29 protein-coding genes are annotated in these 26042 nt (G+C 64.1%); 13 read left to right on the top strand and 16 right to left on the bottom strand.

The genetic code is table 11. The features are described from left to right. Window position 1 precedes the first annotated feature (1 nt). Window positions 2–919: an HpcH/HpaI aldolase/citrate lyase family protein gene (locus tag F600_RS0119990; protein WP_018162426.1), complete on the top strand. Its 918-nt coding sequence runs from the start codon at window positions 2–4 to the stop codon at window positions 917–919. On the opposite strand, the gene F600_RS0119985 is transcribed toward F600_RS0119990, so the two are convergent. The 3 genes from F600_RS0119985 to F600_RS0119975 all read right to left on the bottom strand — a co-directional run bounded on the left by F600_RS0119985 (window position 916) and on the right by F600_RS0119975 (window position 3329). Continuing rightward, on the bottom strand, window positions 916–2202 hold the full coding sequence (locus F600_RS0119985) for a type I glutamate--ammonia ligase (protein ID WP_018162425.1): 1287 nt from the start codon (window positions 2200–2202) through the stop codon (window positions 916–918). The two genes, F600_RS0119990 and F600_RS0119985, sit on opposite strands and share 4 nt — an antisense overlap. A 76-nt stretch (window positions 2203–2278) precedes the next feature. Next, window positions 2279–2959, bottom strand: a complete 681-nt coding sequence (locus tag F600_RS30720) for a class F sortase (protein WP_018162424.1) — start codon at window positions 2957–2959, stop codon at window positions 2279–2281. After that, complete coding sequence (locus tag F600_RS0119975; RefSeq protein WP_018162423.1) at window positions 2898–3329, bottom strand: hypothetical protein; 432 nt, start codon at window positions 3327–3329, stop codon at window positions 2898–2900. Before F600_RS0119975 ends, F600_RS30720 begins: the two co-directional genes overlap by 62 nt. 280 nt (window positions 3330–3609) lie before the next feature. Here F600_RS0119975 and F600_RS30715 point away from each other — a divergent pair, with 280 nt between their 5' ends. Further along, complete coding sequence (locus tag F600_RS30715) at window positions 3610–4386, top strand: nuclear transport factor 2 family protein (RefSeq protein ID WP_018162422.1); 777 nt, start codon at window positions 3610–3612, stop codon at window positions 4384–4386. Here F600_RS30715 and F600_RS29110 read toward each other — a convergent pair. Beyond that, window positions 4383–4889: a DUF3291 domain-containing protein gene (locus F600_RS29110; protein ID WP_162141453.1), complete on the bottom strand. Its 507-nt coding sequence runs from the start codon at window positions 4887–4889 to the stop codon at window positions 4383–4385. The two genes, F600_RS30715 and F600_RS29110, sit on opposite strands and share 4 nt — an antisense overlap. Window positions 4890–4936: 47 nt before the next feature. On the opposite strand from F600_RS29110, the gene F600_RS0119955 reads away from it, so the two are divergent. Next, window positions 4937–5365 (top strand): nitroreductase family deazaflavin-dependent oxidoreductase, encoded by a 429-nt coding sequence (locus F600_RS0119955; RefSeq protein WP_018162420.1) that lies wholly within the window; start codon window positions 4937–4939, stop codon window positions 5363–5365. Here the strand turns inward: F600_RS0119955 and F600_RS0119950 are convergent. The 4 genes from F600_RS0119950 to F600_RS30710 form a co-directional block, all read right to left on the bottom strand. Then, a complete protein-coding gene (locus tag F600_RS0119950) occupies window positions 5346–6029 on the bottom strand; it encodes a winged helix-turn-helix transcriptional regulator (RefSeq protein WP_018162419.1) in 684 nt (227 codons plus the stop codon). The two genes, F600_RS0119955 and F600_RS0119950, sit on opposite strands and share 20 nt — an antisense overlap. Next, entirely contained in the window at window positions 6030–6470 is a 441-nt protein-coding gene (locus F600_RS0119945; RefSeq protein WP_018162418.1) for a VOC family protein, read from the bottom strand. It lies immediately after the preceding gene. A 127-nt stretch (window positions 6471–6597) separates the two neighbouring features. Then, complete coding sequence (locus tag F600_RS29105; RefSeq protein WP_018162417.1) at window positions 6598–8913, bottom strand: MMPL family transporter; 2316 nt, start codon at window positions 8911–8913, stop codon at window positions 6598–6600. A 49-nt stretch (window positions 8914–8962) separates the two neighbouring features. Next, the gene (locus tag F600_RS30710) at window positions 8963–9547 is read right to left on the bottom strand and encodes a TetR/AcrR family transcriptional regulator (protein ID WP_018162416.1); all 585 of its coding nucleotides are present in this window, start codon (window positions 9545–9547) and stop codon (window positions 8963–8965) included. 100 nt (window positions 9548–9647) lie between these two features. Here F600_RS30710 and F600_RS0119930 point away from each other — a divergent pair, with 100 nt between their 5' ends. Beyond that, window positions 9648–9872: a hypothetical protein gene (locus F600_RS0119930; protein WP_018162415.1), complete on the top strand. Its 225-nt coding sequence runs from the start codon at window positions 9648–9650 to the stop codon at window positions 9870–9872. Next, entirely contained in the window at window positions 9869–11347 is a 1479-nt protein-coding gene (locus F600_RS30705) for a hypothetical protein (RefSeq protein WP_018162414.1), read from the top strand. The genes F600_RS0119930 and F600_RS30705 overlap by 4 nt, the downstream gene beginning before the upstream one ends. Here the strand turns inward: F600_RS30705 and F600_RS0119920 are convergent. Next, window positions 11338–12306 carry a glutathione S-transferase family protein gene (locus F600_RS0119920; protein WP_040632132.1) on the bottom strand — a complete coding sequence of 323 codons (969 nt, stop codon included), beginning with the start codon at window positions 12304–12306 and terminating at the stop codon, window positions 11338–11340. The genes F600_RS30705 and F600_RS0119920 overlap by 10 nt on opposite strands. Before the next feature lie 162 nt (window positions 12307–12468). On the opposite strand from F600_RS0119920, the gene F600_RS0119915 reads away from it, so the two are divergent. From F600_RS0119915 to F600_RS0119890, 6 genes are all read left to right on the top strand, one after another. Then, window positions 12469–13641 (top strand): acyl-CoA dehydrogenase family protein, encoded by a 1173-nt coding sequence (locus F600_RS0119915; protein ID WP_018162412.1) that lies wholly within the window; start codon window positions 12469–12471, stop codon window positions 13639–13641. Window position 13642: 1 nt separating this feature from the next. After that, complete coding sequence (locus F600_RS0119910; RefSeq protein ID WP_018162411.1) at window positions 13643–14410, top strand: enoyl-CoA hydratase family protein; 768 nt, start codon at window positions 13643–13645, stop codon at window positions 14408–14410. An 11-nt stretch (window positions 14411–14421) separates the two neighbouring features. Beyond that, complete coding sequence (locus F600_RS0119905) at window positions 14422–15027, top strand: TetR/AcrR family transcriptional regulator (protein WP_018162410.1); 606 nt, start codon at window positions 14422–14424, stop codon at window positions 15025–15027. A gap of 95 nt (window positions 15028–15122) precedes the next feature. Next, window positions 15123–16310 (top strand): PP2C family protein-serine/threonine phosphatase, encoded by a 1188-nt coding sequence (locus tag F600_RS0119900; RefSeq protein WP_245541576.1) that lies wholly within the window; start codon window positions 15123–15125, stop codon window positions 16308–16310. After that, complete coding sequence (locus tag F600_RS0119895) at window positions 16307–17932, top strand: sensor histidine kinase (RefSeq protein WP_018162408.1); 1626 nt, start codon at window positions 16307–16309, stop codon at window positions 17930–17932. The genes F600_RS0119900 and F600_RS0119895 overlap by 4 nt, the downstream gene beginning before the upstream one ends. Further along, entirely contained in the window at window positions 17929–18369 is a 441-nt protein-coding gene (locus tag F600_RS0119890) for a response regulator (protein WP_018162407.1), read from the top strand. Before F600_RS0119895 ends, F600_RS0119890 begins: the two co-directional genes overlap by 4 nt. Before the next feature lie 3 nt (window positions 18370–18372). On the opposite strand, the gene F600_RS29090 is transcribed toward F600_RS0119890, so the two are convergent. The 4 genes from F600_RS29090 to F600_RS0119870 all read right to left on the bottom strand — a co-directional run bounded on the left by F600_RS29090 (window position 18373) and on the right by F600_RS0119870 (window position 21004). Continuing rightward, window positions 18373–18765 (bottom strand): hypothetical protein, encoded by a 393-nt coding sequence (locus F600_RS29090; protein ID WP_018162406.1) that lies wholly within the window; start codon window positions 18763–18765, stop codon window positions 18373–18375. Between the two features lie 95 nt (window positions 18766–18860). Beyond that, the gene (gene bfr / locus F600_RS0119880; protein ID WP_018162405.1) at window positions 18861–19346 is read right to left on the bottom strand and encodes a bacterioferritin; all 486 of its coding nucleotides are present in this window, start codon (window positions 19344–19346) and stop codon (window positions 18861–18863) included. Window positions 19347–19406: 60 nt separating this feature from the next. Beyond that, window positions 19407–19604 carry a (2Fe-2S)-binding protein gene (locus tag F600_RS0119875; protein WP_018162404.1) on the bottom strand — a complete coding sequence of 66 codons (198 nt, stop codon included), beginning with the start codon at window positions 19602–19604 and terminating at the stop codon, window positions 19407–19409. A 41-nt stretch (window positions 19605–19645) separates the two neighbouring features. Then, window positions 19646–21004: a cytochrome P450 gene (locus F600_RS0119870; RefSeq protein ID WP_051090881.1), complete on the bottom strand. Its 1359-nt coding sequence runs from the start codon at window positions 21002–21004 to the stop codon at window positions 19646–19648. Between the two features lie 110 nt (window positions 21005–21114). Here F600_RS0119870 and F600_RS0119865 point away from each other — a divergent pair, with 110 nt between their 5' ends. After that, the gene (locus tag F600_RS0119865; RefSeq protein WP_018162402.1) at window positions 21115–21717 is read left to right on the top strand and encodes a TetR/AcrR family transcriptional regulator; all 603 of its coding nucleotides are present in this window, start codon (window positions 21115–21117) and stop codon (window positions 21715–21717) included. A 1-nt stretch (window position 21718) separates the two neighbouring features. Here F600_RS0119865 and F600_RS0119860 read toward each other — a convergent pair whose 3' ends face one another. Then, entirely contained in the window at window positions 21719–22171 is a 453-nt protein-coding gene (locus tag F600_RS0119860) for a GNAT family N-acetyltransferase (protein ID WP_156024689.1), read from the bottom strand. A gap of 40 nt (window positions 22172–22211) precedes the next feature. Here F600_RS0119860 and F600_RS0119855 point away from each other — a divergent pair, with 40 nt between their 5' ends. After that, window positions 22212–23885: a fumarate hydratase gene (locus tag F600_RS0119855; RefSeq protein ID WP_018162400.1), complete on the top strand. Its 1674-nt coding sequence runs from the start codon at window positions 22212–22214 to the stop codon at window positions 23883–23885. Here the strand turns inward: F600_RS0119855 and F600_RS29085 are convergent. Both F600_RS29085 and F600_RS0119845 read right to left on the bottom strand, forming a co-directional pair. Continuing rightward, the gene (locus F600_RS29085; RefSeq protein ID WP_018162399.1) at window positions 23836–25242 is read right to left on the bottom strand and encodes an MFS transporter; all 1407 of its coding nucleotides are present in this window, start codon (window positions 25240–25242) and stop codon (window positions 23836–23838) included. The two genes, F600_RS0119855 and F600_RS29085, sit on opposite strands and share 50 nt — an antisense overlap. After that, a complete protein-coding gene (locus tag F600_RS0119845) occupies window positions 25235–26038 on the bottom strand; it encodes a PEP/pyruvate-binding domain-containing protein (protein ID WP_018162398.1) in 804 nt (267 codons plus the stop codon). The genes F600_RS29085 and F600_RS0119845 overlap by 8 nt, the downstream gene beginning before the upstream one ends. Between the last annotated feature and the right edge of the window lie 4 nt (window positions 26039–26042).

The following is a 26042-nucleotide window of genomic DNA, read 5'->3' as shown; positions in this document are numbered from 1 at the left end:
TGTGACCACCTCAGGCAACGGCGATCATTCCGAAATCCACGGATTCCGGATCGACCCGGTTCTCGCGCGTAGCTGGCTGCTCGTCAACGGAGCGCAGCCGCATCGATTCGATCGCGCGGCGAAGTCCCGTGCAGACATCGTCGTTCTCGACATCGAGGACGCCGTCGCGCCCAGCGGCAAAGCCGAAGCGCGTGCAAACGTGTGCGACTGGCTGTCCGCCGGCAACGACGGCTGGGTGCGCGTCAACGGTTTCGGCACCGAGTGGTGGGCGGGCGACCTCGAGGCGCTGGCGAAGGTCCCGGTCAGCGGCATCATGCTCGCGATGGTCGAGTCGGTCGACCACATCGTCGAGACCGCCAAGCGCCTGCCCGGCGTCAAGATCGTGGCGCTCGTCGAGACCGCGCGCGGCATGGAGCGCATCAGCGAGATCGCTTCGGCGAAAGGCACTTTCCGCCTCGCCTTCGGTATCGGTGACTTCCGCCGCGACACCGGTTTCGGCGGCGACCCGATGACACTGGCCTACGCGCGCTCGCGCTTCACGATCGCCTCAACCGCCGCCGGGCTCCCGCCGGCCATCGACGGCCCCACGGTCGGGTCGTCGGGCCTGTTGCTGTCCGAGGCGACCGCGGTGTCCGGGGAGTTCGGCATGACCGGAAAGATCTGCCTGTCGCCGGACCAGTGCCACCCGGTCAACGAGGGTCTGTCTCCGTCGAAGGACGAGATCGCCTGGGCGGTCGAGTTCCTCGCCGAGTTCGATCGCGACGGTGGAACCATCCGCAACGGTTCGGACCTGCCTCGTATCGCGCGTGCGAACAAGATCCTCGATCTCGCGCGCTCCTACGACCTGCCGATCGAGTACGAGGACGAGACGATCGAGCGCGACCACACCGCCGCGCCGTCGGACACGTACCACTACTAGAAACTCCAGGCCTCACGGAACATCTCCGTGACGTCCTCGAGCGGCAGCCTCGAAAACTGCTCGACCTCGTAGCTGCGCGCGCTCACCAGAGCCTCGACGATCGCCTCGCCGAGAATCTCCTTCGCGACCGGCGAATCGGCAAATGCGGCAATGATGTCCGCTTGAGTTCCGGTGAGGGTCTCGACAGCCTGGGGCGCGGCAGGCTCTTCGGGCGGCAGGGGAGTTTGCTGGCTGATCCCACGCAGCGCCGACCCGAGGAAGGCAGCGATCGCAAGGTAGGGGTTGGCGCTCGGGTCGACCACCTTGAGTTCGATGTTCGCGCCGCGCGGATTACTCGGCGTTGCGGCGACGAACCGGACGGCGGCTTCCCGATTCTCCAGTCCCCAGCAGCGTGCTGCGCCCGACCACTTGCCGGGGCCGATGCGGGCCGGGGACAACACCGACCCGGCGAAAACCGCTTGCAACTCAGGCAGCGACTCGAGGACGCCGCCGATCGCGTTTCCACCCTCGAGAGTGAGCCCGTGCGGACCGTCCCCGCCGGAGAACACCAGCGTTCCGTTCGTCTGAAGCGACATGTGCAGGTGCGCACCGTTTCCGGCGCCACCGGCGAAAGGCAGCGGAGAGAACGAAACGCGCATGCCGTGTTCGGCAGCCGCACGTCCGATGAGAATGCGGGCGAGAACGACCGCGTCGGCGGCCGCAACGGGGTCCGCGGGGGACAGCGAGACCTCGAACTGATCGACACCTGCTTCGGCATGGAACTGTTCGATCCCGAGTCCAGCTCGTTGGGCGCGCCGGAGCAGACTGGCGAAGAATGGTGCTTGTTCAAGCGAGGAACGAGCGCCGTACCCCGTCCACCCCGTCGAGGTGACGGGCTGTCCGTTGGCCCCGAGCAGCGCGAATTCGAGTTCCGCACCGACGGTGGCGCGGAGGCTCGTCCGATTGCAAATGTCGGCCAGTCGAGTGCGTGCGCAGTTCGCGCTCGGCGTCCCGTCCTGATTGAAGAACGATCCCGGCGCCCACGCGACGCCATCGTCGATGACCGCGAGGCGATCGGTGTCGATCCGAATGCGGAGGTCGCCGATGACGTTCAGGTCCTTGGTGAACGCAAGTGTCGAATCGATGCAGAAGACGTTCCAGGACGGGCACGCGCCCATCCCGTTGGCTTGGAAATCGCCGATCCGCGAGACCGGAACCCACTTGGCACGCGCGACTCCGGCCATGTCGACAACCGTGCCGAGAACCATGGTGACGCCTTGTCCACGCAGCTCTGACGCAAGCATCGCGGCCCCTTCCGGTCGACTCAGAAGTCAGTCTAGGAGTGGAGATTTCGCGGCGGAAGGATGCGTGAAACCGAAACTACAGTGACCGCCTGGCGAAAACCACGACGTTCTCGTCGGTCGCCATGGCTGAATAGTCCGCTTCACCACCACACGTGATGAGCGCCAGGTTGGCGTCGGCAGGCGGGTTGGTGAGGACATTTCGCAGTGCGTCGGGGTCGCGTTTGGAGATGTGGTCGATGACCGCGATGACCTGGAAGACCGCGCGTTCGGTGCCCTGCGGGTTCTCGACCGTCACCACGTCTTTGGGCTTCAACTCATGCAACCGGTCGAACACGGCATAGCCTCGGCCGGATTGCGCATGTCCCAACACGATCGCCATGCCATCGCTGCCGATCTGGGGACCGTCCGACCACCACGCGAGCGATGACCGGTCCTTGGGGACGCCGAACGAGGTCATCTCTTTACCGCCGGCGAACGGGTTGGGTTCGGTGACCGTTCCTCGCGCGTGGATTGGTGCATTCACCGCGATCTTCGGAATGTAGAGCTGACCTGCGGCGATCGCCCCATCGATCGACGCCGCTGCAGCGTTCGAGGCACGCGCTGACCCCGCTGGATCGCCGAGCGGAACGGTGCCGCCCGGGTCGCTGTCACCGCACCCGGCGAGGAGGGCCGCGGCGATCAGCGCGATGCCGAAGCTAGCGCTTCCTCGTCCGCCGAACGGCTGCCGTGCCCAGGATCGCTGCCGAAGCGAGTGCAATCGGTACCCCCTGGTTCGGCTGCGGAACCTCTATGGAATCAGTCGCCGCCGTTTGCGGCATCTGAATCGGCTCGCGACCTGACGGGAAGACGGTCGTGATCTCGTTCGACGACTTCTTCTTCTCGTGCTTGAAGTGAATGTGGAAGTCGTCGAAATCCGGAAGATGGCTGAGATCAGGCAGCTTGGCGTGATCGATGTGGATGTCGTCGTTGCCGATCGTCGACTCCGGTGGCCGGTAGACGTGTTCGCCGGGCGGAACCTGGATTGGGTCGCGGGGGATGTCATCTGCAGCGGCGACTGCGGGCGTGAGAATCAGTCCGGAAACTGCCGCAGCGAACGCTGTGGCGGCGACTTTTCGGTTCACCGTCATGGGCTGACTCCTCAATTGACCGGCAATTTCTCCGGTGGCGCAATACGTGAACTAGATCACAAAAGTTATTGATCTTCTGTTGGGCACGCAATGGCTTTTTGAGGCGTGCGGGAATCCCGGTGCAGGAGTTGGTATGGGGACAACAGTGACAAATTGTGATGGTGGGAAGCGGGCGAAATATGTCCATTGAAGAGCGCTTTCGCGACCTCACGGACAGGAGTAGGTTCCGCGATAGGGCACTCGCTCTACCTGCTCTGTTCGTTCCTGAAAGGACCCGACCATGGGCGTATCCGAAAACCTCCGCGTCGTCGAAGATGCGTATGCGGCGTTTGGCCGCGGGGACATTCCAGCTCTTCTCTCGCACCTCACCGACGACATCGACTGGGCCGTCGACACCGAGAGTGCGATCGCGCCGTGGCACGGCGAACGGCACAGCCTCGCCGAGGTCGCCGCGTTCTTCACCGATCTCAACAATTCCCTCGAGTTCGACGAGTTCACACCGACCTCGATGACGGCCAACGACAACGAGGTCATCGCCGTGATCTCCTCGCGTAATCGGTCACGCGAAACCGGACTCGGCGGATCGTCGACGGAGTACCACCACTTCACCCTCCGCGACGGAAAGATCTGCCGGTTCCACTGCTCGGAAGACAGCTTGCAGACCTATCGCACCCTGCCCCGGCAAAGCCTCACGTGGATCGCGCCGATCGTCGCCGGCCAGACCGAGGCGTGGCGCCAGTTCGCGAGCGAACTCAGCGGCGCGCGCCGCGACGAGCACCAGGAAGCGATGCGGCGCTGGGGTATGCGGCACGAAGTGGCGTCGCTCATGAACACGCCGATGGGCGACGTCGTGTGCCTCTACCACGAGTCCGCGGACCTGGCGGCGATGTTCCGCGCGATGGCGGAATCGAACGAACCGCACGACGTGTGGTTCCGGGAACGCGTTTCGGAGATTCACGGCATGACGACCGAGATGCTCGGTTCGGTCCCACCCGCGCAGAAGATCACGGACATGTTCTCCACGAGCAGTGGGCAGAAGAAGTCCCAGCCGGTTTAGTTGGCCCGGAACCGTCCGGTGCGTTCCGGCCGGCCATCCGGCGTATAGCGGCGCAGCAGTGAGAATGCACGAGGGCTGGACCCGTGCTTGCGGAGGTAGGCGAGCCGGGCCCGGCCCTCGGCTGCGGTCGGGCGCGCATCGACTCCGATCCACCACAGCACACTCGACGGCTCTTCGCCTGGTTCGAACCATTCAGCGCGCTCTCGCATCGCCTTCGCGTGGATGCTTCGATTCACGAACGAGTGGAGGCTCGTGTAGTTGAGCCAGCAGGTCAGGCTGATCATCACGAGGCCGCTTTTCGTGCGGATCGTGACGGGCTCACCAGGGTTGTCAGCTGCCAATTGCCAGCAGAAGCCCGGCGCCTGCGCGGCCGCATCGGTGACGAGCGCGCACAGTGCGAGCGCCTGCGTCATCGCCGGGTCACTCGGCGCGACGCGAAGGCGCGATTCGGTCAGGTGTGCGAGGACGACCGCTTGGCGAGCGGACGAATCCCGTCGGTCCACGACGTCCACTCTTGCGCACCGCGGCCCGAAATCACAGACTGACGAGTATGGCTGACCCCTTCATCACGTTGCTGAAAGCGCATCAGGCGGTTTACGAGCGCACCGGCGGACTTTTCGGACATCGACTGCTCTTCGGCATGCCGTCGCTGCTGCTGTATACGGTCGGCCGGAAGACCGGCCAGCCCAGGACATCGGCGCTCATCTACGGCCGCGACGGCGACAGCTACCTCGTGACGGCGTCGAACGGTGGCGCCAAGCGTCCGCCGGGCTGGCTGCCGAACGTCAAGGCGCAGCCGCAATGCGAAATCCAGATCGGCCGCAAGAAGATCCCGGTGACCGCGGAGGCGATCTACTCCGACGACCCGCGCTTTGAGAAACTGTGGGACGAGGTCAATCGCGCCAACCACGGCCAGTACCGCAAATATCAGGAGAACACGACCCGGCGCATTCCGGTCGTCAAGCTGACTCCGCGCTGATCCGAAAGAGGTCCGCGAATCGTTCGAGCAGCGGGAGGTCGCCGCGCAGGATGGTGACCACCCCCTGCTCGACGGCTTCGGCGGCCGTCAGCTTTCCGGCGATCAGGTACCGAATGTCGGGCCCGGAGGCGAACCGAAGTTCGGCCTCCCCGACGGGCAGTGCACCGCCCACCGGGGGTGCCGGGGGAGCGACCTGGACGATCTTCAGCCCGCCGTCGGAAACCTGGGCCCGCAATTCGACCTCACCCACCTGGATCTGGAAGTCCAGTGGCGTGGTAGCGAACTCCGGCCGGAACGCGGTGCGCAGAGCCATCGTCAGCGAGTCGGCGGTGACGATGTCGTCCTCCGCCGGGTCGCCCATCGCCTGGAATCCCCACCGGCCGAGCGCCAACACGATCGGCTCGAGCTCGTGTCCGTATTCGGTGAGCTCGTAGAGAAGTCCGCACCGAGGCAGTGCAACCCGGCGGACGACTCCGCCCTCCTGTAACTCCTTCAGGCGAGCGGAGAGGATGTTGGTCGGAATCTTGGGCAGGCCTTGCTTGAGGTCGGTGTAGCGACGGGGACCGACGAGCAGGTCACGGATGATGAGCAGCGCCCAACGCTCGGTGACCAGCTCGACGGCGGTGGTGATTCCGCAGTACTGCCCGTAGCTGCGGGCAGCCACTCAGACCTGAGCCTGCTCGGCCATGAATGCCTCCGGGCCCTTCTCGACGGCCTCAGGCGCCATCCACAGGAACGACACGACGTTGCCGTCCGGGTCCTCCAGATCGCGGGCGTACATGAATCCATAGTCCTGCGGGGATCCCGCTTCGGTTCCGCCGGCGGCCAGTCCGGCCTCGATCACTGCGTCGACCTCTTCGCGAGAATCGCGCGAAAACGAAATCTGCATCTGCGCAGCTGTTTTGGGGTCGATGATCTGCTTGGTGGTGAAGGTGGCGAAGAACTCGCGCTTGAGAACCATCGTGTAGATGTTGGTGTCCCACACGAAGCACGCAGCGTTGTCGTCCGTGAAGTTCGGATTGAGGGTCGCGCCGAGCGCGGTATAGAAGACCTTGCTGCGCTCGAGGTCGTCGGATGGGTAGTTCACGAAGATGTTGGTCGCCATGACGGTTGCTCCTGGTGCTGATCTGGTCCGGTGAACCGATACTTGCAAAAAGCAAGCAGACTTGTCAATAGCAAGTAGACGACGAAAGTGCTCCCCGAAATAATTCGGGGAGCACTTCGCTGAGAGGTTAGCCTCGGACGAGAACGAGTTCCTTTTCGTCGTCCTTGTCGCCGTCGATGGCGCTGTCGACGACCTTCGCCTTCTGCAGGCTCTCGCCTTCGACGTCGACCTTCGGCAGAATCCGGTCGAGCCACTTTGGCAGGTACCAGGCCTTCTCGCCCATGAGGAACATGAGCGCCGGGATGAGCGCCATGCGGACGATGAAGGCGTCGAAGAAGACTGCCACCGCCAGGGCGAAGCCCATCGACTGGACGATCGGCTCGTCCATCAGCATGAATCCGCTGAAGACGGAGATCATGATGAGCGCGGCCGCCGTGACGACCCGTGCGCTGCTGCGGAAACCGTCGATGACCGCTTCGCGTGCCGACATCCCGTGGACGTGCGCTTCCCGCATCCGGGTCACGAGGAACACCTGGTAGTCCATCGCCAGACCGAACACCAGACCGATGAGGAAGATCGGCATGAAGCTGATGATCGGCTGTCCGTGGAACCAACCGAACGCACCTTCCTGGAAGACCAGGACCGTCGCACCCAGGGTGGCGAGCACCGAGAGCAGGAACCCGAGAGTCGCGGTGAGCGGCACGAGCAGCGAGCGGAACACGACCATGAGCAGAACGAACGCGAGTCCGATGACCACCGCGAGGTAGACCGGGAGCGCGTCGGCGAGCTTCTTCGACACGTCCGTCTGAATCGCGGTCAGGCCGGTGACACCGATCGTGGTGCCGGTCTTGCTTTCGATCGAGGGCTGACCTTCACGCAGGGAGTCGAGCAGCATCTCGGTGGCGACCGACTCCGGCCCGGACTTCGGCGTGATCATGATCTGCGCACCGCTGCCGTCCGCGTTCGATGCGACGATTTGCGCGTTCGCGACATCGTCGTGCAGGTCGATCCAGTTGAGGATCTGACCGTAGGCGCCCGGCCGATCAGCGGCGTTCAGGGCGCGACCATCGACCACGACCAGCATCGGAGCCTGACGGCCCGGACCGAACGACTCGCTGATGAGGTCCGACGCCTTGCGCTGCGTGGTTTGCTCCGAGGCCGTGCTGTCACCCGGCAGGGCGAGGTGCAGGTCCTTGAGCGGCAGTGCAATCGCACCGAGTCCGATGAAGACGATCATCGCGACCGCGATCGGCGCACGGCCAACCAGTCGGGCCCATCGGACACCGTTGGTTTCGCCGCTCGCGTGCTTCGGCTTCTCGCGACGGATGCGGCCGGCGAAGGCCTTCGACTTGAAGATGCCGAGCACAGCCGGCAGCAGCGTCAGCGCGACGAACACGGCGACGGTGACGGTTGCGGCAGCGCCCCAACCCATCGCCGCGAGGAACGGAATGCCCGTGACGCTCAGTGCCGCGAGGGCGATGATGACGGTCGCACCGGCGAACACGACGGCCGAACCGGCGGTACCGACGGCGATGCCGATGGCCTCGGCGCGGTCATCTGTCTTCTCGAGTTCACTCCGGTAGCGGGCGAGGATGAAGAGCGCGTAGTCGATACCGACACCCAAGCCGATCATCGTGGCGAGCATCGGGGTCGAAGCGCCGACCTCGGTGAACGCGGTCATCGCGGTGATGCCGCTGACGCCGAGTCCGACACCGATCAGGGCGGTGATCAGGGGGAGTCCAGCTGCGACCAGCGACCCGAAGGTCAGGGCGAGTACGACGAGCGCAACGGCAACACCGAGCATTTCCGAGCTGGCGCCGGCCTGCTCCTGCGACTGCATGCCGGGTCCGCTGGCCTCGACGGTCAGACCGGTCTTACGGGCGGCGTCCATCGCTGCGGTGACGTCCTTCTGGGCCTCCGGCTTCACGTCGGTGATCGTCGGAACATCGAAGGCAAAGTTGATCGTGCCAACCCGTTCGTCGGGGGACAGCGGCGACATCGCGGCCGCATTCGCCTCGGCGACGTCGGCGGGTGTGCCCCTCGCCTCCGCAGCGGTGACCATCATCTGCTTCTGGCCGGCAGCTGCCTCGACCGGTCCGACAAGCGGGGTCTTCGGCATCTGCGAACCGTCGGCCAGGTCTGTCAGGAGTCCGTTGACTGCGTCGGCGTATTTCGGCTCGGTCAGTGTGTGACCTTCCGGAGCTGCGACGACGAGCGACACCGACGCCTGGTCCATCGCCGACTTCCCGCCGCCGAACAATTCGGACTGCAGGTTGGCGGCCTTCTCGGATTCGATCCCCGGTATCGAGAACGAGTTGGACATCGGATTCGACATCGTGCCGGCGACAGCGCCGACTCCGATGATCGCGATAAGCCAGACGGCGATAGCGATCGGCCAGCGCCGGTAGGCGCCTTTGCCGAGGCGGTAGAGCAAGGTAGCCATGGGTGGACTCGTTTCTTTCTATTGACTCGGCTTGTTTATTCGGGTGGGTTCAGCCGAGAAGTTCTTGGATGGTGCTGAAGGTTCGCGAAAACTGTTCCGCGAGAGTGGCTTCGCCGGGCTGCTCGAGGAAGTCGTCGAGCGCCAGGTCGAACGCCGTGAGAATCAGTCGAACGGCGATGCGCGCTCGGCGCGGGTCTTTGTCGGCGCCCTCGCGCTCTCCGATCAGGGAGACCATGAGCTCGGATTTCTCTTCGAATCGAGCGTGCGCGGCGTGCAGAATGCGCGGTTCGGACTTGAGGAGACGACGGAACCGGGCGAACTCCTGAACGCCGACTTCGGCGCTGGCCAACACATCCAGCGTCAGCTCTTTGATGTCGGCCATGAGATTCCCGGTCGGTCCACCGGCGCGAAAGGTCTCGAGCGCTTCGGTGTTCTGCTCAGGCGGATTGCCGAGGATCGCGTCGATCTTGCCGGGGAAATAGTTGAAGAGCGTGCGTCGGGAGACGCCGGCGGCTTCGGCGAGGGTGTCCATCGTGAAGCCGTCGAGTCCGCGCTCATCAGCGAGCGCCAGCGCAGCGGTGTTGATGGCCAACGCCGTGGCCTCACGCTTGCTGAGTTTTGCACTCTTTGTCATACAGTGCAGTTTTGCACTCTATAAGTAGGAGTGCAATTAGACTTTGGTATGTCTACCGGTAGCCGAAGGTGTTCCAATGGGAACGGCTAGGGGGCATGAGATGAGCGGTGAGCGACGTCGGCAACTGAAGAACGAGCTCCACGGGGACGTGGGGGCGCTATCGGACTTCACCGATGACGAGGTGGAGAAGATGCTGCGGCTCATCAAGGACGCACACACCAAAGAACGCAAGGCCCTTATCCATTCGATCGACGAGACGATCGCTGCGCTGCCCTGGGTGTTCCGTGGACCGGTTCGTTCGGTGCTGTTTGGTGGATTGAAGTGAGCGAACTCGTCGTCCGCGCGCAGATGATGCTGCTCGCCACGTTGCTCCACGTCGACCAGTCGGAGATCGCCGGGCTCGAGCGCCTCGGCGCGGACAAGCTCAATGAGCTGCGGGAACGCATCTCCGGCATCCTCTTCGACGAAAACGCCGACGTCTTCAAGCTGATGAGCATGATGGTGCCGCTCGTGCCGCTGCGCATCGCGCTGCCGATCGTGCAGAAGATCGTGCCGCCGGAGATGGCGGGACGTGCCGCTGGTGCAATCGCCATGGCGCACCCGAAGAAGGTTGCGGTCGCGATGCCGATGCTCAAGCCTGCCTATGCCGCCTCCGCCGCGCCCTATATCGATCCGCGCGCGGTCGATCACGTTGCGCACCTTGCGCCGCCCGGACCGGTCGTCGAGATTGCGCGAGAGATTCTCCGGCGCGGCGACTACACCACGGGCGGACTTTTCGTGGCGTCGGCGACGCACGAGCTGATCCTTGCCGTCGAAGCCGGGATCGACGACGACGAAGCTCTCATCCGGTCGGGTGCGTACGTCTACGACGCGCGCGTGCTCAGCGAGGTCGTCGGCGTGGTTTTGTCGGCATCGAAGGATCGCATTCACCGCATGATCAGGACCGTCGCCAACGGACCGAAAGACCTTCGACTTGCGGCGTTGTCGGTCATGTCGCGGATCGATCCGCCGCTCATCGGCATCGTCGGTGACGTGCTGTTCGGCGAGACCGAACAGGCGGTCGTCACTGATCTCATTCGCACCTTCATCGCCGAGGGCGTGCTCGACGACCTTTTTGTCCTGGTCAAGAGCCTGACGCCATTTGCGATGGATCGAGTTGCCGAGAACCCGATCATCGCCGAGCCGGACTTCCTCGATCTTGCGGTGCGAACGGCGGCGCAGCACACGGACGACAGCATCTGGGGCGGTCTCATTAGCGTTATGTCGCGGACGACGCCGGATCTGCAGCAAGGGGTGCTGGAGCGGGTCCTCGCATTCGGCGGGGGATTGCCGGAGCGCATCGCCGGCTTGGCCACGGAACAGGAATTGTGGGCGCCGTTGCTCAAGATGTTCGCCGGGCAGTCCGTCAAGCTGCAGGAGCGCGTCGCGAAGGCTTGGGCACCGCTGCTGCATGACCGTGAGATCCTCGCCGGTGCGGTCGACGCGATCGCGACCTACCCGAACGACACGGTGTGGAATGGCCTGCTCGCGATCGGGGAGCGGACCGATCCGCAGATCCAGACGTTGATCCTCGAGATGCTGCTCGAGCGAGGCGACGGACTGGCCGTCCGCATTGCGCCGCTGGCGACCGCGGAACAGTTGTGGCCGCCGCTGCTGAGAATGCTCGCGGGCCAGAAAGAGGACCTTCGGCAGCGGGCGGTGGACGCCTGGATGCAGCACCTCATCCCGTCGGATCGGGAGATCGTGCTGGCCACCATCAAGCGCGAAGGGCTTGGGCGGAAGCTGAGTTCCTACTTCTGACCGCGCCGGTGTGGCGTGTGCCAGCCACTCACGTCCGGGCCATCCGGGACGATTCCGCTCGGGTTGATCTCGCTGTGAACGATGTAGTAGTGCTGCTTGATCTGCTCGAAATCGATCGTCTCGCCGAATCCCGGGGTCTGAAACAGATCGCGCGCATAGCCCCAGAGGTTCGGCATTTCGGTCAGCTTGTTCCGATTGCACTTGAAGTGGCCGTGGTAGACCGCGTCAAACCTGGCAAGAGTGGTGAACAACCGCACGTCGGCCTCGGTGATCGCGTCGCCCAGGAGGTACCGCCGATCGGCCAATCGCTCTTCGAGCCAGTCCATCGCCGCCCACAGGCGGTGGAACGCCTCGTCGTATGCCTCTTGTGAGCCTGCGAATCCGCACCGGTAGACACCGTTGTTGACCTCGGTGAACACCCGTTCCATGACCTGATCCATCTCCTCGCGGCAGTCGTCGGGCCAGAGGCTCGGGGCGGTTGGGGAGTGGTGATCGCGCCACTCGAAGAACATGTCGTGTGTGATCCACGGAAAGTCGTTGGTGACGACCGAACGCGTCGGGATGTCGACGATGGCCGGCACCGTGATGCCCCGCGGATAGTCCGGGATGCGCGCGAAATACGCCTCCTGGAGGCGTTCGTAACCGAGAACCGGATCGACGTTGCCGGGGTCCAGGCCGAAGTTCCAGCTTCGGTCGTCATGCGTGGGCGCGCACAGGCCCATCGAGATCGCATCTTCGAGTCCCAGAAGTTTGCGCACGATGATGGCACGGTTGGCCCACGGACAGGCGCGCGCGGCAATCAGCCGATACCGGTCCGGTTCGACCGGCCAGGTCGGCGCGTGCACTTCGGGATGAAACGGATCTGCCGAGCATCCCTTGTGTGCGGTGATCCGATCCGGGATGTACTTCATATCCCGTTCGAAGCCACGCCCCTTGGTCACGAACGTCGCCTGTGCCATGACTTCGAGCGTACGGATCAAGAGATTTGTCGACCGGCGCCGCAAAAAACAATCAAGCATGCTTGATTTTCTTTCGAGCGAGTGGTTGGCTCATCGTCGAGCCGGTCCGTGTGTCTGACGACCGTGCCGGCGAGGCTGACGCACCGACGAAAGTGACGAGCAATGACGCAGACGTTCATCGAGACGCAAGAGCAGAAGGACCTCCGCGAGGCGGTCCGTTCGCTGGCCAAGAAGTACACCTTCGAGGACTATGTCCGGGCGAAGGTCAAGGCCCATGAGCCGCTCACCGAGCTGTGGAAGGACGCTGGTCAGGCCGGTTTCCTTGGTGTCAACCTGCCCGAGGAGTACGGCGGCGGTGGCGCAGGGCTCTATGAACTCGCGCTCGTCGAGGAGGAACTCGCCACGCAGACCGGCGCTGGTCTGCTCATGATGGTCGTGTCCCCGGCGATCGTCGGCACGATCCTCGCGAAGTACGGCACCGAGGAGCAGAAGAAGGAGTGGCTGCCGGGTATGGCCGACGGCTCCAAGATCTGTGCCTTCGGTATCACCGAACCCGATGCCGGCTCGAACAGCCACAAGATCACCACCACCGCGACCCGCGACGGCTCGGACTGGATTCTGCGCGGGCAGAAGATCTACATCACCGGGGTCGACCAGTCGGATGCTGTCCTCATCGTCTCGCGCACCGCGGACAACAAGACCGGGCACCTCAAGCCGGCACTGTTCCTCGTCGACCCGAACCTGCCGGGCTTCAACAAGACCGTGCAGGAGCTCGACATCTGGGAGCCGGACAACCAGTTCACTCTCTTCCTCGACGACGTCCGAGTTCCGGCCGATGCTCTCGTCGGTCAGGAAGATGCTGCGCTGATGCAGCTGTTCGCGGGGCTGAACCCGGAGCGCGTCATGGGTGCGGCGTTCGGCATCGGTCTCGGTAACTTCGCCGTCAATCGCGCCGTGCAGTACGCGAAGGAGCGCACGGTGTGGAAGGGGCAGCCGATCGGTTCGCACCAGGGCATCTCGCACCCGCTTGCGCAGAACAAGATCGAGCTCGAACTCGCCAAGCTGATGATGCAGAAGGCGGCCTCGCTGTACGACGCGGGCGACGACTTCGGCGCGGCCGAGTGCGCGAACATGGCGAAGTATGCCGGCGCGGAAGCCGCCATCTCGGCCCTCGACCGGGCGATTCAGACGCACGGTGGTTCGGGTCTGACCAGCGACGTCGGCCTCGCCTCGCTGCTCGGTGCACTCCGCATCATGCGGGTTGCTCCGGTCAGCCGCGAGATGATCCTGAACTTCGTCTCGATGCACACGCTCGGCCTGCCGAAGAGCTACTGACATGGGCGACCGCGTCAAGCTGGCGATCGAGGGTGGCATCGCGACCATCACCCTCGATTCGCCGCAGAATCGCAACGCGTTGTCGTCGGTGCTGGTCCGCGAACTCCTCGAGTTCATCGAGACCGCCAACGCCGACGACTCGGCCCGCGTGATCGTGCTGACCCACACGGGAAACACGTTCTGCGCCGGTGCTGACCTCAAGGAGGCCGTCGGCAGCGATCCGGCGTCGGCGGCCGACACCCGAGTGCGCTGGATGATCGACATCCTGCGGGCGATCGTGGCCTCGCCGAAGCCGGTCGTGGCTGTGATCGACGGCAACGTTCGCGCAGGTGGGATGGGCATTGTCGGTGCGTGCGACCTTGTCGTCGCGGGTCCGCAGAGTACCTTCGCTCTCACCGAGGTCCGGATCGGCGTCGTCGTGTTCATGATCTCGCTGACGCTCAAGCCCCGCCTGACGTCACGGGCGTGGACGCGGTATGTCCTGACCGGAGAGAAGTTCGACGCGGCGACGGCCGAGCAGATCGGGCTCATCACGGCTGCGGTCGACGACCCGCAGACCGAAGCGAAGAAGCTCTGCGACGAACTCCGGCAGGGTGGCCCGATCGCGCTCGCTGAGGCGAAGAAGCTCGTCAACGGGCCGATTCTCGCCGAGATCGACAGCACGGCTGAGGACCTTGCACGCAAATCGGCGGCGTTCTTCGGCAGCCCGGAGTCCATCGAGGGCATCACCGCCTTCTTCCAGAAGCGGCCGCCGAGCTGGGCACAGTAGGGTCAGTTGTCGTGACCCAAACTCGTGAGCCGAAGCAGGACCGCAGCCGGGCGACCCGGCAGCGGCTCCTCGAGGCCACGATCGAGTCGTTGGCCGACCAGGGATGGGGTCCGACGACGGTGGCAGTGGTGGCTGAGCGCGCCGGCGTTTCGCGCGGCGCGGCTCAGCATCACTTTCCGACGAGGGAAGACCTCATCACGGCCGCGCTCGAGTACATGTTCGAGATCCGAATGGGCCAGGCGATGGCCGAAGCTCAAAGCCTGCCCGTGGGTACTAACAAGACCGAGGCTGTCGTGCGCGCGATCATCGAGTACTACACGAGTCCAATGTTCAAAGCGGCGCTGCACGTCTGGACCGCCGCGGCCGCCGACCCGGCGCTCAAGGAGCGCATCGTCCCCCTTGAGGCGAAGTTCGGACGGGTTGCGCACAAGATGACGGCTACCGCTCTTGGCGTCGCCAAGGACGACCGCGTTGGTCATGAACTCGTTCAAGCGACCCTCGACCTCGCGCGCGGTCTTGGGCTGGCCGACATGCTCACCGATGACTCGGTCCGTCGAGGTCAGGTCACGCGTCGGTGGGCAAAGACGGTCGATCAGGCGTTGACGCTGCGGGATTGATGTTCGTCTTTGGATTTTGGTAGAGCCTTTCCCGCATACTGAGTTTCGCTCTCAAGCAGTCGGGGGCATCATTTCGTCTGCGCAAAGGAGTGGTGGTGGCACCAACCAGCGATAGCGGTGCCCGGCCGCCGCTTATCTCGGTTCTGTTGGTCGAGGACGACGAAGGCGACGCCATCCTCGCCGAAGACCTGATCGCCGATGTCGCTCCCGAAATCCGCATCGAGTGGGTTGCCTCTGCCGGTGCGGCGCGCGATCGTCTCGCGGTAACCATTCCCGATTGCGTTCTCCTCGATCTGCACCTTCCGGACGCGGATGGCATCGGCGCCTTGAAGCTCATCCAGGAGTCGGCTCCGCAAGTGCCCGTGGTGGTGTTCACGGGGCTTGCAGACCAGGGCTTCGGTGCCAGCGCGGTCGCTGCGGGTGCGCAAGACTACTTGGTCAAGGGCCGCGTCGAGGCCGATGGTCTGCGCCGCGCGTTGCACTACGCGATCGAGCGCAAGAACGCCGAAAAGACGGCGGCGGCACTGCAGGCGAGCCAACTCCGTGCCGAGGAGAACGCACGGCTCGAACGCGGTCTGCTCCCGACGCCGTGTATCAACTCTGGTGTCGAGGTCGTGGCTCGCTATCGGCCAGGCGCGGCCAGTGCCCTGCTTGGCGGTGACTTCTACGACGTCGTGCAGACCGATGATGGCCTGGTGCACGTGATCATCGGAGACGTGTGCGGCCACGGGCCGGACGCCGCCGCACTCGGTGTCGCCCTTCGCATCGGTTGGCGGGCGCTCGTCATCGCCAATGTCATCGGTGCGCCGTGCCTGCGGCACCTGGATCGGCTCCTCGAAGCGGAACGGTCCGGCAGGTTCACGTTCGCGACGGTGATGACGTTGACGATCGATCCGCGCACGGGGTGGGTTGACGCCGTCCGTGCGGGGCATCCCCCGATGATGATGCATGGACCCACAACCGTCGATTGGTTGGAGACGGCAAGGGGGCGGGCGCTCGGCATTCCGGGTACCTCCGAGCGTCCGGTTCATCGCCTGCAATTACGCGCGGACCAAGCGCTCGTTCTGCTCACCGACGGCGTCTTCGAGGGCCATTCCGGTCCGCGTGAGCGCCTGGGCGAAGCGGGATTGCTTTGTCTTGCTCAGCCGCTGGCGTCGTTGGGCGGCAGCGCCTTCGTCGATGAACTCATCTCCGCGGCAGAGGCGGTCGCTGCCCCTTACGGCGGATTCGGCGATGATGTCGCCGTCCTGCGGCTGCAAATCAAGGAGGACGGCGCGCGATGACCGACATGTCGGACCTGATCGACCGCAAGCGTCGCAAGCGCTCGCGGCTCTCCGTCCAGGGCTGGCTCTATGTGGTGCTGGGGATCATGGGCGCTGTCGTGTTGGTCGGCATGGTGGCCGGGATCGCGCTTCTCCAGCAGTCGAACGACCGGTCCAATGCATTGGTTCTCACCGTTCAACCGGCGCGAATCGCGGCCCTCCAACTCCAAAGCGCGCTGATCGACCAGGAGACGGCCACTCGCGGCTACGCCATCACCGCTGATCCGCAATTCCTCGAACCGTACGAGACCGGCCGCAAAACCGAGGACACGCATGTCCGAGAACTCGAGCAGTTACTCGTCGACGACCCGGGACTCGTGAAGTCGGTCATCGAGGTCGAGCGCGCGGCCGACACCTGGCGTGCCGATTATGTCGATCCGGTGCTTGCCAACGTCGTGCCGGGTTCGCCGAAACTCATCGACGCCCAGCTCGCAATGGCCGGCAAGTCGGCGTTCGACACGGTGCGGGCGAAGATGGATCAGCTGAACGCCCAGATCAGCGACGTACGCGCCGTCCGCATCGGTGAGCTCACGCAGACCCGGCACCTTCGAGACAGTGTCTTGGCGGCGACGGTCGGGGTGTTCTTCGCGACGTCGATACTGCTGGCGGTCCTGGTTCGCGTTGCGGTGACGCGGCCACTGGCCAATCTCGCGGCCGCGTGTCGACGGACGACGGAGGGAAACTTCGACGAGTCCATCGATCCGCAGGGTCCACGGGACATCTTCGACATCGGGGTGGCGGTCGAAGCCATGCGCGGCCGCTTGGTCGCCGCGCTTCAGCTTTCGCAAGAGCAGCATCGAACCGTCGAGCGGCAGGCGCGATTCCTCGATGCGCAATCCGTCGAGCTACGACGGTCGAACGCCGAACTCGAACAGTTCGCCTTCACCGCGTCGCATGACCTGCAGGAACCACTGCGCAAAGTGGCATCGTTCTGCCAGCTGTTGCAGAAGCGGTACGCGGACAAACTCGACGAGCGGGGAATCCAGTACATCGACTTCGCCGTCGATGGTGCCCGCCGGATGCAGACGCTGATCAATGATCTGCTCTCGTTCTCCCGTGTCGGTCGGCAGTCGGTCACCTCGGAAGACGTCGCCCTCGACGCAACCGTCGACGATGCGATGCGAAATCTGTCGACGGCGATCCGCGAGAACGACGCCACAATCGTTTGTAGTCATCGACCGCTGCCGCATGTGACCGGCGACCCCACGCTCCTTACGATGCTGTGGCAGAACCTCATCGCCAATGGCATGAAGTTCCATCGGCCAGGCACCGCGCCGACCATCGTGATCGACTGGCACGCCGGCGAAGGCCCGGATGATTCACTCGTGCTGATGGTGTCCGACAATGGAATCGGTATCGCGGAAGAGTTCAGCGACAAGGTTTTCATCATCTTCCAGCGCCTGCACAGCCGCGAGGCATACCCAGGCACGGGAATCGGTCTGGCAATGTGCAAGAAGATCGTCGAGCATCACGGCGGCCGAATCTGGATCGACAACGAGCACACCGACGGCACCCGCTTCTGCTTCACCCTCCCCGGGGCTAGTTACACCTCCCTCGAAATGATGAAAGGAATTGCCCCGTGATTTCCTCTGGCAAGCCGATCGACATCCTGTTGGTCGAAGACGATGCCGGCGATGAGCTCATCACGCGAGAAGCTTTCGCGGACAACAAGATAAAGAACACCCTGCACGTCGCGCGGGATGGCGAAGAGGGACTGGACTTTCTCTTTCGACGCGGACAATTCGCCGACGCACCACGCCCGGACCTGGTTTTACTGGATTTGAACCTGCCCAAGTACGACGGGCGCGAACTGCTGGAGAGGATCAAATCCAACCCGGAACTCTGCGACATTCCGGTCGTCATTCTCACGACCTCGTCAGCCGAGGAAGACATCGTGCGCAGCTACAAATTGCACGCCAACGCCTACGTCACCAAGCCGGTCGATCTGGATCAGTTCATCAACGCGGTTCGTCAGATCGACGAGTTCTTCGTGCAAGTGGTGCGGTTGCCGTCGCGCTAGGTGCTACGCCGCTTGGGCCGCCTGCTGCCGGCAGGCCGGCTTCTTCGGCCTCGGCTTCGCGTCACTGGACACCGATCGAACGGCAGCGGCGATGACGACAACCGGTGGAATCGACGGCGGTTCGGCGTCGGCAAGAACGGCCGCTGCGGGGAACGGCAAGCGGTCGCCGTTGGCGTGGATGATGGCACCAAATTCACGCAGAGCCTCAATCGCGCGCTTGGCGCGGCGGTGGCCCTGGGCGACGTGAATCTGGCGTCCGTTGTCGAGCTCGATCATCAGTCCGTCGAGTTCGTTCGTGCGTAGAAAGGCGGTGACCGCCGGCGCCAGGTGCTGGGGGAGCTCGATACCGCAAACGACGTCGTTGGTGACCAGGTACTCCGAGGTCAGGGCGTTCATGCGAGAGGTCCTATCTAGGTGGATGTGCCTCTACTTTTGATCATGAACTCCTGATCTTGAAGCCACCCTAGGGGTGGTGTCTTGTCACCCTTTTGTTATCCCGCAGTCGGTGGCTGCTCGACGCACTGCGCGAAATAGAGCTGTTCCCCAAGTCGATCCATGAGTTCGAGCTGGGTCTCGAGGTAGTCGATGTGGTGCTCCTCATCGGCGAGAATCTTCTCGAAGAGCGCAGCGCTGATGTGGTCGCCCTTCTCGCGGCACATCGTGATCCCCGGACGCAGGCGCTCGACGACCTCGACTTCGATCGCGAGGTCGGATTCGAACTGCTCTTTCAGGTTCTGGCCGATCCGCAGGGGGAGAAGACGCTGGTAGTTCGGCAGTCCCTCGAGCAGCAGGATTCGATCGGTGATGATCTCCGCGTGAGTCATTTCTTCGATCGACTCAGCGCGGGTGTGCGCGGCGAGCTTGGTGAGACCCCAGTTGGCCTGCATCTTCGCGTGCAGGAAGTACTGGTTGATGGCGGTCAGTTCACTGGTGAGCTGCTCGTTGAGCAGGGCGATAACCTCGGCGTCTCCGCGCATGTTGAGTTCTCCGAAGGCTGGGCTGACGGGTCGCGTCCAGCCTAGTGAGGCTGTTCGGAGCTAGCCGGTCATTCCCAAAGATGCCGTGTCGGCGGCACGATGCGCCAGGAGCATGGCCTGAAGGCGGTCGTGGCAGGTACCGCAACCGGTTCCTGCGCCGCACTTCTCACCGATGTCGTCAACGGTCGTGGCGCCGTCGTGAACGATGCATGCGCGCACCTCGGTCTGCGTGACCCCTCGACAGATGCAGGCGTACATCGAACCCCTTCCCGGCATCGTTGACTTAGGTAAGGGTACCTTTAATGCGCAGTTTGTCGAGACCCCTGAGATTCAGTCCACATGGTTGGTCGGGTGACTGCAGTCTTGCGGCTGACCTTGAGCTTTCCGCCGTCTGCCGGTGAGTACGCAACGCCGCGGAAGTGGGACCGTTCGCTGGGTGCGGTCGTTGTCGCGACATCAAAGTCCCGCAAGAGGTTCCGCAGCACCACGTCCATCTCCATGCTGGCGAAGGCGGCACCGATGCACCGGCGAGTTCCGCCACCAAACGGAATGAGCGCTGCCGTGTTCGCTTTCCCGGTGAGGAATCGGTCTGGGTCGAAGCGATGCGGGTCGGGAAAGTATTCGGGGTTGCTCTGGGCCAAGCGGATGGCGCAGATGATGTTCGTGCCGTGTGGAATCGTCCACTCGCCCAGCGTCAGTGATGGAGCGAGGACGTTCCGTCCGGCGAAGTCGATCACGGTCCGAGTGCGCTGAACTTCCCAAATCGTCGCTTGGCGCAATTCCGAACCGCCTTCGTTTGCTTCTTCCACGAGGCGTTCAAGAAGTGCAGGATGCCGCCGCAGTCGTTCGACGGCCCACGCGAGCGTCGAGGCGGTGGTTTCATGGCCGGCAGCCAAGAGGGCGGCGAGCTCGTCGGCGATGTCGCTCCGCGCCATGGGCTCACCGTTGTCGTATCGGCTTTGCAGCATGAGCGCGAGGATGTCTTCGCGTTCGGACAGGTTCGGGTCGGCAAGTGCCTTCTCCACGAGCCGATCGATGATTCCTTCGTACGCGCGTCGCGCCTTCTTGAATCGACCCCACGGGCTCCACGGGCCGAGATCGACGGGCGGTTCCGGAAGCGCGGCCAGCCTCGACGCCAAGGCGACCCACGGCGGCAGGAGTTTGCGCAGTTCCTCGAACTCAGCACCCTCGGCGCCGAAGACGGCGCGCAGGATCGCGTTCAGCGTGATGCGGGTCATCGGCCCGATTGAGTCGAATTCCCGTCCGACCGGCCAGGTTGCGCTTTCCCGGCGGAATTCTTCCTCGATGACGGCCTCGTAGTTGTGCATACGTTTGCCGTGAAAGGGCGGCGTGAGCAGCTTCCGCTGCTGACGGTGCGCTTCGCCCTCCAGGTTGAACATCGAGCCCTTGCCGACGACGCGGCCGAGGTTTGGCTTGATATTGCCGGCGACGGCCGGGCTGGTCTGGAACAGCTGCTTGATCAGCGCCGGGTCCGAGAGGACGACCGTTTGTCCGAAGACAGGGATGTGAAGCGTGAACTCCGAGCCATATCGGTCTTGCAGGAACTGCAGCGATCGGGGCCTGGCACCCAGGAATGCGATTCCCTGAACGAACGTGGGCAGGTTTGGTCCGGGCGGAAGTTTCGTTTCGACGCTCATCGTGCCGCTCACTCCTATGTGATGGTAATCACGCGTACCACTCGGACGGTACTCGCGATTACCGCGGTGCTGCAAGCATCCACGGGCGGAAATTGATTAAGGTTCCGAAGATGACGAATGAACCGGTGAGCGCGTTCCGGCAGCGACTGCTGGACGGTCTCGCCGCGTCCATCGAGGAGCGCGGGTACACCGCCACGAAGATCGACGACATCGTCCGATTCGCAAAGACCTCCAAGCGCACTTTCTACGCCGAGTTCGGCAGCAAAAGGGAGTGCTATCTCGAAGTGCTCGCCGCTTCGCAAGAAGGCATGCGCCTGTCGATCGAGCAGGCTGTCGACGCAGAAGCGCCGTGGCCGGAGCAGGTTCGGCAGGGGGTGACGGCCTGGCTGGAGTCTGTTCGGCCGCACCCGAGACTCACATTGAGCGGTATTCGCGACCTGCCGACCATCGACGAGCATGGTCTCGAAATGCAGCGGCGGACGACTCAGTCGATGACGGAAGCGATCCTTCGGATCGTCGATGTCGGCATCCTGCGCGAGGCGGGAATCGAGCCAAGCTCGCGGCCGGTGGCGATCATTCTGATCGGTGGCTTGCGCGAACTGGTGGCCACGGCGATCGAGGATGGCACTGATGTCATGTCTCTGGCCGACGTGAGCGTCGATGTCTGCCTCGCGCTGGTAGAACTACTGCACTCATCGCGCGTTCAAAGCTGACTCAGCCCAGCGACTTCGCGAACCAATGCGTCGGGTTCGGGTTGTCGTTGTAGGGCGGCACGGATTCGTACCCCAGCGCGACGTACATCTTCATCGCCGCCTCGAGGACCTCATGGGTATCGAGCACGATCTCCCGCGCGCCCAAGCCCACGGCCCGCACCTCGAGTTCTGCCATGAGTCTTCGACCGAGACCTTGCCCACGGATCGACGAGTCGACCCACACGTCCTTCGCCTCGTACCGGACGAGGCCGGCCGGCGAATCCGGAATTCGGCGAATCCCGCCGCATGCGACAACCGCATCATCGATCTCGCCGACGACGAATTCCCCACCCGGAGGCGTGAATTCGCTCGTCGGTGGAAATGGAATGTCCGTTGGCATCCACGGCATGAAGGCTGCGCGATCGGAAAAGTAGCGACTCAATGCATAACGAGCTGCCGGACTTTCTACGTCCACCGCACGAAATGTCAGCACCCTCAAACGATACGATGAGCCCGTGGCCGCACCGGACTTCAACTACTCAGACCTGCTTCCGATCGGTAAGGACGACACCCCTTACCGGCTGATCACCAAGGAAGGCGTCAGCACCGTTGAAGTCAACGGCCGGACGTTCCTTCAGGTCGAGCCGTGGGTGCTGCAGAAGCTCACCGAAGAGGCGATGCACGACATCAGCCACTACCTGCGGCCGGCTCACCTCGCACAGCTGCGCAAGATCATCGACGACCCGGAGTCGAGCGGCAACGACCGCTTCGTCGCGCTCGACCTGCTCAAGAACGTGAACATCTCGGCCGGCGGCATCCTGCCGATGTGTCAGGACACCGGCACGGCGATCGTCATGGGCAAGAAGTCCGAGGGCGTGCTGACTGGCGTCGACGACGCCGAGTGGATCAGCAAGGGTGTCTTCGACGCCTACACCAAGCTCAACCTGCGCTACTCACAGCTCGCACCGATCACGATGTGGGACGAGAAGAACACCGGCACCAACTTGCCCGCGCAGATCGAGCTCTACGCGACTGAACAGCACGGACAGCCCGAGTACAAGTTCCTCTTCATGGCCAAGGGCGGCGGCTCGGCCAACAAGTCGTTCCTGTACCAGGAGACCAAGGCCGTCCTGAACCCCGACTCGATGCTGAACTTCCTCGACGAGAAGCTTCGCTCGCTCGGAACCGCGGCCTGCCCGCCGTACCACTTGGCCGTCGTCATCGGTGGTACGAGCGCGGAGTTCGCTCTCAAGACCGCGAAGTACGCCTCGGCGCACTACCTCGACACGCTCCCGACCGAGGGTTCGATGGCGGCGCACGCCTTCCGTGACGTCGAGCTGGAGAAGGAAGTCTTCAAGCTCACGCAGGAATTCGGCATCGGCGCCCAGTTCGGTGGCAAGTACTTCTGTCACGATGTTCGCGTCATCCGGCTCCCGCGCCACGGTGCCTCGTGCCCGGTCGCGATCGCCGTCTCGTGTTCGGCCGACCGCCAGGCGCTCGCCAAGATCACGCCCGAAGGCGTATTCCTCGAGCAGCTCGAGACCGAGCCCGGCCACTACCTGCCCGAGCAGACCGACGAGATCCTCGGCGGCGACGTCGTGAACATCGACCTCAACCAGCCGATGGACGACATCCGCGCCGAGCTGTCGAAGTACCCGGTCAAGACGCGTCTGGCGCTCACCGGAACGCTTGTCGTCGCGCGCGACATCGCGCACGCGAAGATCAAGGAACTCCTTGACTCCGGCCAGCCGATGCCCGAGTACATGAAGAACCACCCCGTCTACTACGCGGGTCCGGCGAAGACCCCGGACGGTTACGCATCGGGTTCCTTCGGTCCGACCACCGCGGGCCGCATGGACTCCTACGTCGATGAGTTCCAAGCCGCCGGCGGCTCGCTGGTCATGCTGGCCAAGGGCAACCGGTCCGCGCAGGTCACGCGCGCGTGCAACGACCACGGCGGTTTCTACCTCGGCTCGATCGGTGGTCCGGCCGCCTCTCTCGCGCTGAACTGCATCAAGCATGTCGAGGTCCTCGAATACCCCGAGCTCGGGATGGAAGCCGTCTGGCGCATCGAGGTCGAGAACTTCCCGGCCTTCATCGTCGTCGACGACAAGGGCAACGACTTCTTCGCCGAGACCGTTAAGCCGATCGCCCTTCGGGTGCGGGTTCGTTCGAAGGAACGCGTGTAGGACTCACGGGCTCGGGCGCCTTGGCCGGTAATGCCAGGGCGCTCAGCCCACTGAGCACGACGGACGCGCAGTAGAACCCGAGCAATATGCGGTGGTCGTTGAGCACCGCAACGGGTCCCGCGGTGTCGTTGAGGAACAGACCGAGAATCGCGATGCCGACGACGCCACCGAGATACCGCAGTGTCGAGGTCGCTCCCGCGGCCATCCCTGCTTGCTTTCCCGGGGCGGCCGCTTGGGCTGCCGCCTGTGCGGGTCCCGCGGAAAGTCCGAACCCGGCTCCGGCGATGGCAAACGGCACGGCGATCGTGAAAACGTTGCTGTGCGGTCCGAGGGTCCAGAGCAGCGCGACCCCGATAAAGCCGAGCACCGCCCCGCCGAGGACGGCGAGCCGCGGGCCGACCGCGCGAGACACTCGACCCGACACGAGCGACACGAGAACCATCGGCAGGATCATCATGATCAGCAGCCGGCCGGCGGTGTCTTCCTTCATGCCCAGGACGACGTGGACAACGATCGGCACATGGAAGATGAGCGAGTACATCGCCAGGTTCTGTAGTGCGATGACGGCGCTTCCGGCCGAGAACGCCTTTCGGCGGAACAGACTGAAATCGATGACCGGGTCCGCGGCTCGCTGCTCGGCCTGCCAGAAGCCCACGAAGATGATCACCGAACCGGCGAGCATCGCGAGCCCCCGCCAGCCGTCGCTCTGCAAACCGATGACCATGAGGCACAGGCCTGCGCCCAGCATGATCGTGCCGGGGAAGTCGAATCTTGGATGTTCGAGCACATCCTGTTTGGGTCGCTGCCGCTGTACCAGGAAGATCACCAGCGCGGCCGCTACGACGATGGGGAAGTTCGCCAGGAAGAGGCTTCGCCAGCCGAACAACGAGGACAGTTCGCCACCGACGAGCGGTCCCAGTGCGGCGGCGAGCGCCATGAGCGCCCCCATCCGTCCGAATGCCGTGGCACGGTGTTCGGGAGCGAGTTCGAGGCGCATGAGTGCGAAGGTCGCTGGGACCAGAGCCGCACCGCCGACTGCCATCAGGATTCGCGCGAGACCGAGAACCTCGATGTTCGGCGCGAACCATCCGACAACAGCACCAACGAGAACGGCGATCTGACCGACGCGCAGAAGCTCCCAGTGACCGATTCGATCGCCGAGCTTTCCGCCCGGGCTCTGCAGCACGATCGCCGTCACGAGGTAGGCACTCACCAGGATCTGCGTGGCAGACGCGGCCGTCCCACCCAGGTCGGTTGCGATGGCGGGGATCGCGACGGCGATCATCGTCGAGTTCAACGGCATGAGCGCGGCGCAAACGGCGGCCGCGCCGAGTTCGATCGCGTTGCGGTTAGCCACGAGTGATCGGCCGGCGCTGGAGCAGGAAGAGGCGCTTTCCGTGGAATGCGAACTCGACGTCATGGTGGGTGTCTCCGTAGACCGAATCGCAGGCCGTGGCCAGTTCGTCGAGCCGCCGCAGCTTCTTCTTCGACAAGCAGAACTTGTGCACGCGATCGTCGTCGACCTCGGTCGTTCCGCCGTCGGGGTCCATCCGGATCGCCATGTCCTTCTCGCCGAGGATGCGCTCGAGGCGCTCGCCGCCCGGCGCGACGCGGTAGTTGTCGGGGGTGACGAGGCCGGCAACCACAGATTCGCCTAGGCCCCACGTCGCCTCGATGACTCGCTCGCACGCACCGGTCATCGGGTTGCGGGTGAACATGACGCCGGCGATGTCGGCGGGAACCATCTCTTGGATGACGATCGCCATGGCTGCCTTCTCCGCGAGACCCAGTCCCGAGCGGTAGGCCATCGCCCCCGCCGTCGACCCCGAATTCTCCACCTGGGCAACGGCTTCCCGGATCATCGCGGTGCCACGCTGGCCGAGAAGGCTTTCGTGCGCCCCCGCAAAACTGGCACTCGCGCCGTCCTCATCGAGGCACGAAGACCGGACGGCGACCGGACAGTCGCCGAACCGGTTCTCGATCAGTTCCAGCGCGGCGGGATCGCCGGCAAGAACCGCGGCGACACCGTCCGCGCTCAACGCCAGTCCGTCCGGAACGGGTAGACCGGCGGTGAGTGCGTGTGCCAACGCCGAGGCCTTCCCGCCGAAGCGGGAACGGTCCGCGGCGTCGCGGAGTGCGACGATCCCATCCATCGCG

Source organism: Smaragdicoccus niigatensis DSM 44881 = NBRC 103563 (genome assembly GCF_000380645.1).
In the GTDB taxonomy this organism is placed as follows: Bacteria; Actinomycetota; Actinomycetes; order Mycobacteriales; family Mycobacteriaceae; genus Smaragdicoccus; species Smaragdicoccus niigatensis.
Note: the sequence above shows the minus strand (reverse complement) of the source record. Positions and strands in the feature narration are given on the sequence as shown.

Excerpts from the sequence above, each read along its gene's own strand:
- F600_RS0119920 (WP_040632132.1), bottom strand. The coding sequence starts at position 12,306 with ATGGCACAGGCGACGTTCGTGACCAAGGGGCGTGGCTTCGAACGGGAT.
- F600_RS0119915 (WP_018162412.1), top strand. The coding sequence starts at position 12,469 with ATGACGCAGACGTTCATCGAGACGCAAGAGCAGAAGGACCTCCGCGAG.
- F600_RS0119945 (WP_018162418.1), bottom strand. The coding sequence starts at position 6,470 with ATGGCGACCAACATCTTCGTGAACTACCCATCCGACGACCTCGAGCGC.
- F600_RS0119845 (WP_018162398.1), bottom strand. The coding sequence starts at position 26,038 with ATGGATGGGATCGTCGCACTCCGCGACGCCGCGGACCGTTCCCGCTTC.
- F600_RS29105 (WP_018162417.1), bottom strand. The coding sequence starts at position 8,913 with ATGGCTACCTTGCTCTACCGCCTCGGCAAAGGCGCCTACCGGCGCTGG.
- F600_RS0119975 (WP_018162423.1), bottom strand. The coding sequence starts at position 3,329 with ATGACGGTGAACCGAAAAGTCGCCGCCACAGCGTTCGCTGCGGCAGTT.
- F600_RS0119930 (WP_018162415.1), top strand. The coding sequence starts at position 9,648 with ATGAGCGGTGAGCGACGTCGGCAACTGAAGAACGAGCTCCACGGGGAC.
- F600_RS0119865 (WP_018162402.1), top strand. The coding sequence starts at position 21,115 with ATGACGAATGAACCGGTGAGCGCGTTCCGGCAGCGACTGCTGGACGGT.
- bfr (WP_018162405.1), bottom strand. The coding sequence starts at position 19,346 with ATGCGCGGAGACGCCGAGGTTATCGCCCTGCTCAACGAGCAGCTCACC.
- F600_RS29090 (WP_018162406.1), bottom strand. The coding sequence starts at position 18,765 with ATGAACGCCCTGACCTCGGAGTACCTGGTCACCAACGACGTCGTTTGC.
- F600_RS0119895 (WP_018162408.1), top strand. The coding sequence starts at position 16,307 with ATGACCGACATGTCGGACCTGATCGACCGCAAGCGTCGCAAGCGCTCG.
- F600_RS0119875 (WP_018162404.1), bottom strand. The coding sequence starts at position 19,604 with ATGTACGCCTGCATCTGTCGAGGGGTCACGCAGACCGAGGTGCGCGCA.
- F600_RS0119955 (WP_018162420.1), top strand. The coding sequence starts at position 4,937 with ATGGCTGACCCCTTCATCACGTTGCTGAAAGCGCATCAGGCGGTTTAC.
- F600_RS0119985 (WP_018162425.1), bottom strand. The coding sequence starts at position 2,202 with ATGCTTGCGTCAGAGCTGCGTGGACAAGGCGTCACCATGGTTCTCGGC.
- F600_RS30710 (WP_018162416.1), bottom strand. The coding sequence starts at position 9,547 with ATGACAAAGAGTGCAAAACTCAGCAAGCGTGAGGCCACGGCGTTGGCC.
- F600_RS30715 (WP_018162422.1), top strand. The coding sequence starts at position 3,610 with ATGGGCGTATCCGAAAACCTCCGCGTCGTCGAAGATGCGTATGCGGCG.
- F600_RS0119910 (WP_018162411.1), top strand. The coding sequence starts at position 13,643 with ATGGGCGACCGCGTCAAGCTGGCGATCGAGGGTGGCATCGCGACCATC.
- F600_RS0119870 (WP_051090881.1), bottom strand. The coding sequence starts at position 21,004 with ATGAGCGTCGAAACGAAACTTCCGCCCGGACCAAACCTGCCCACGTTC.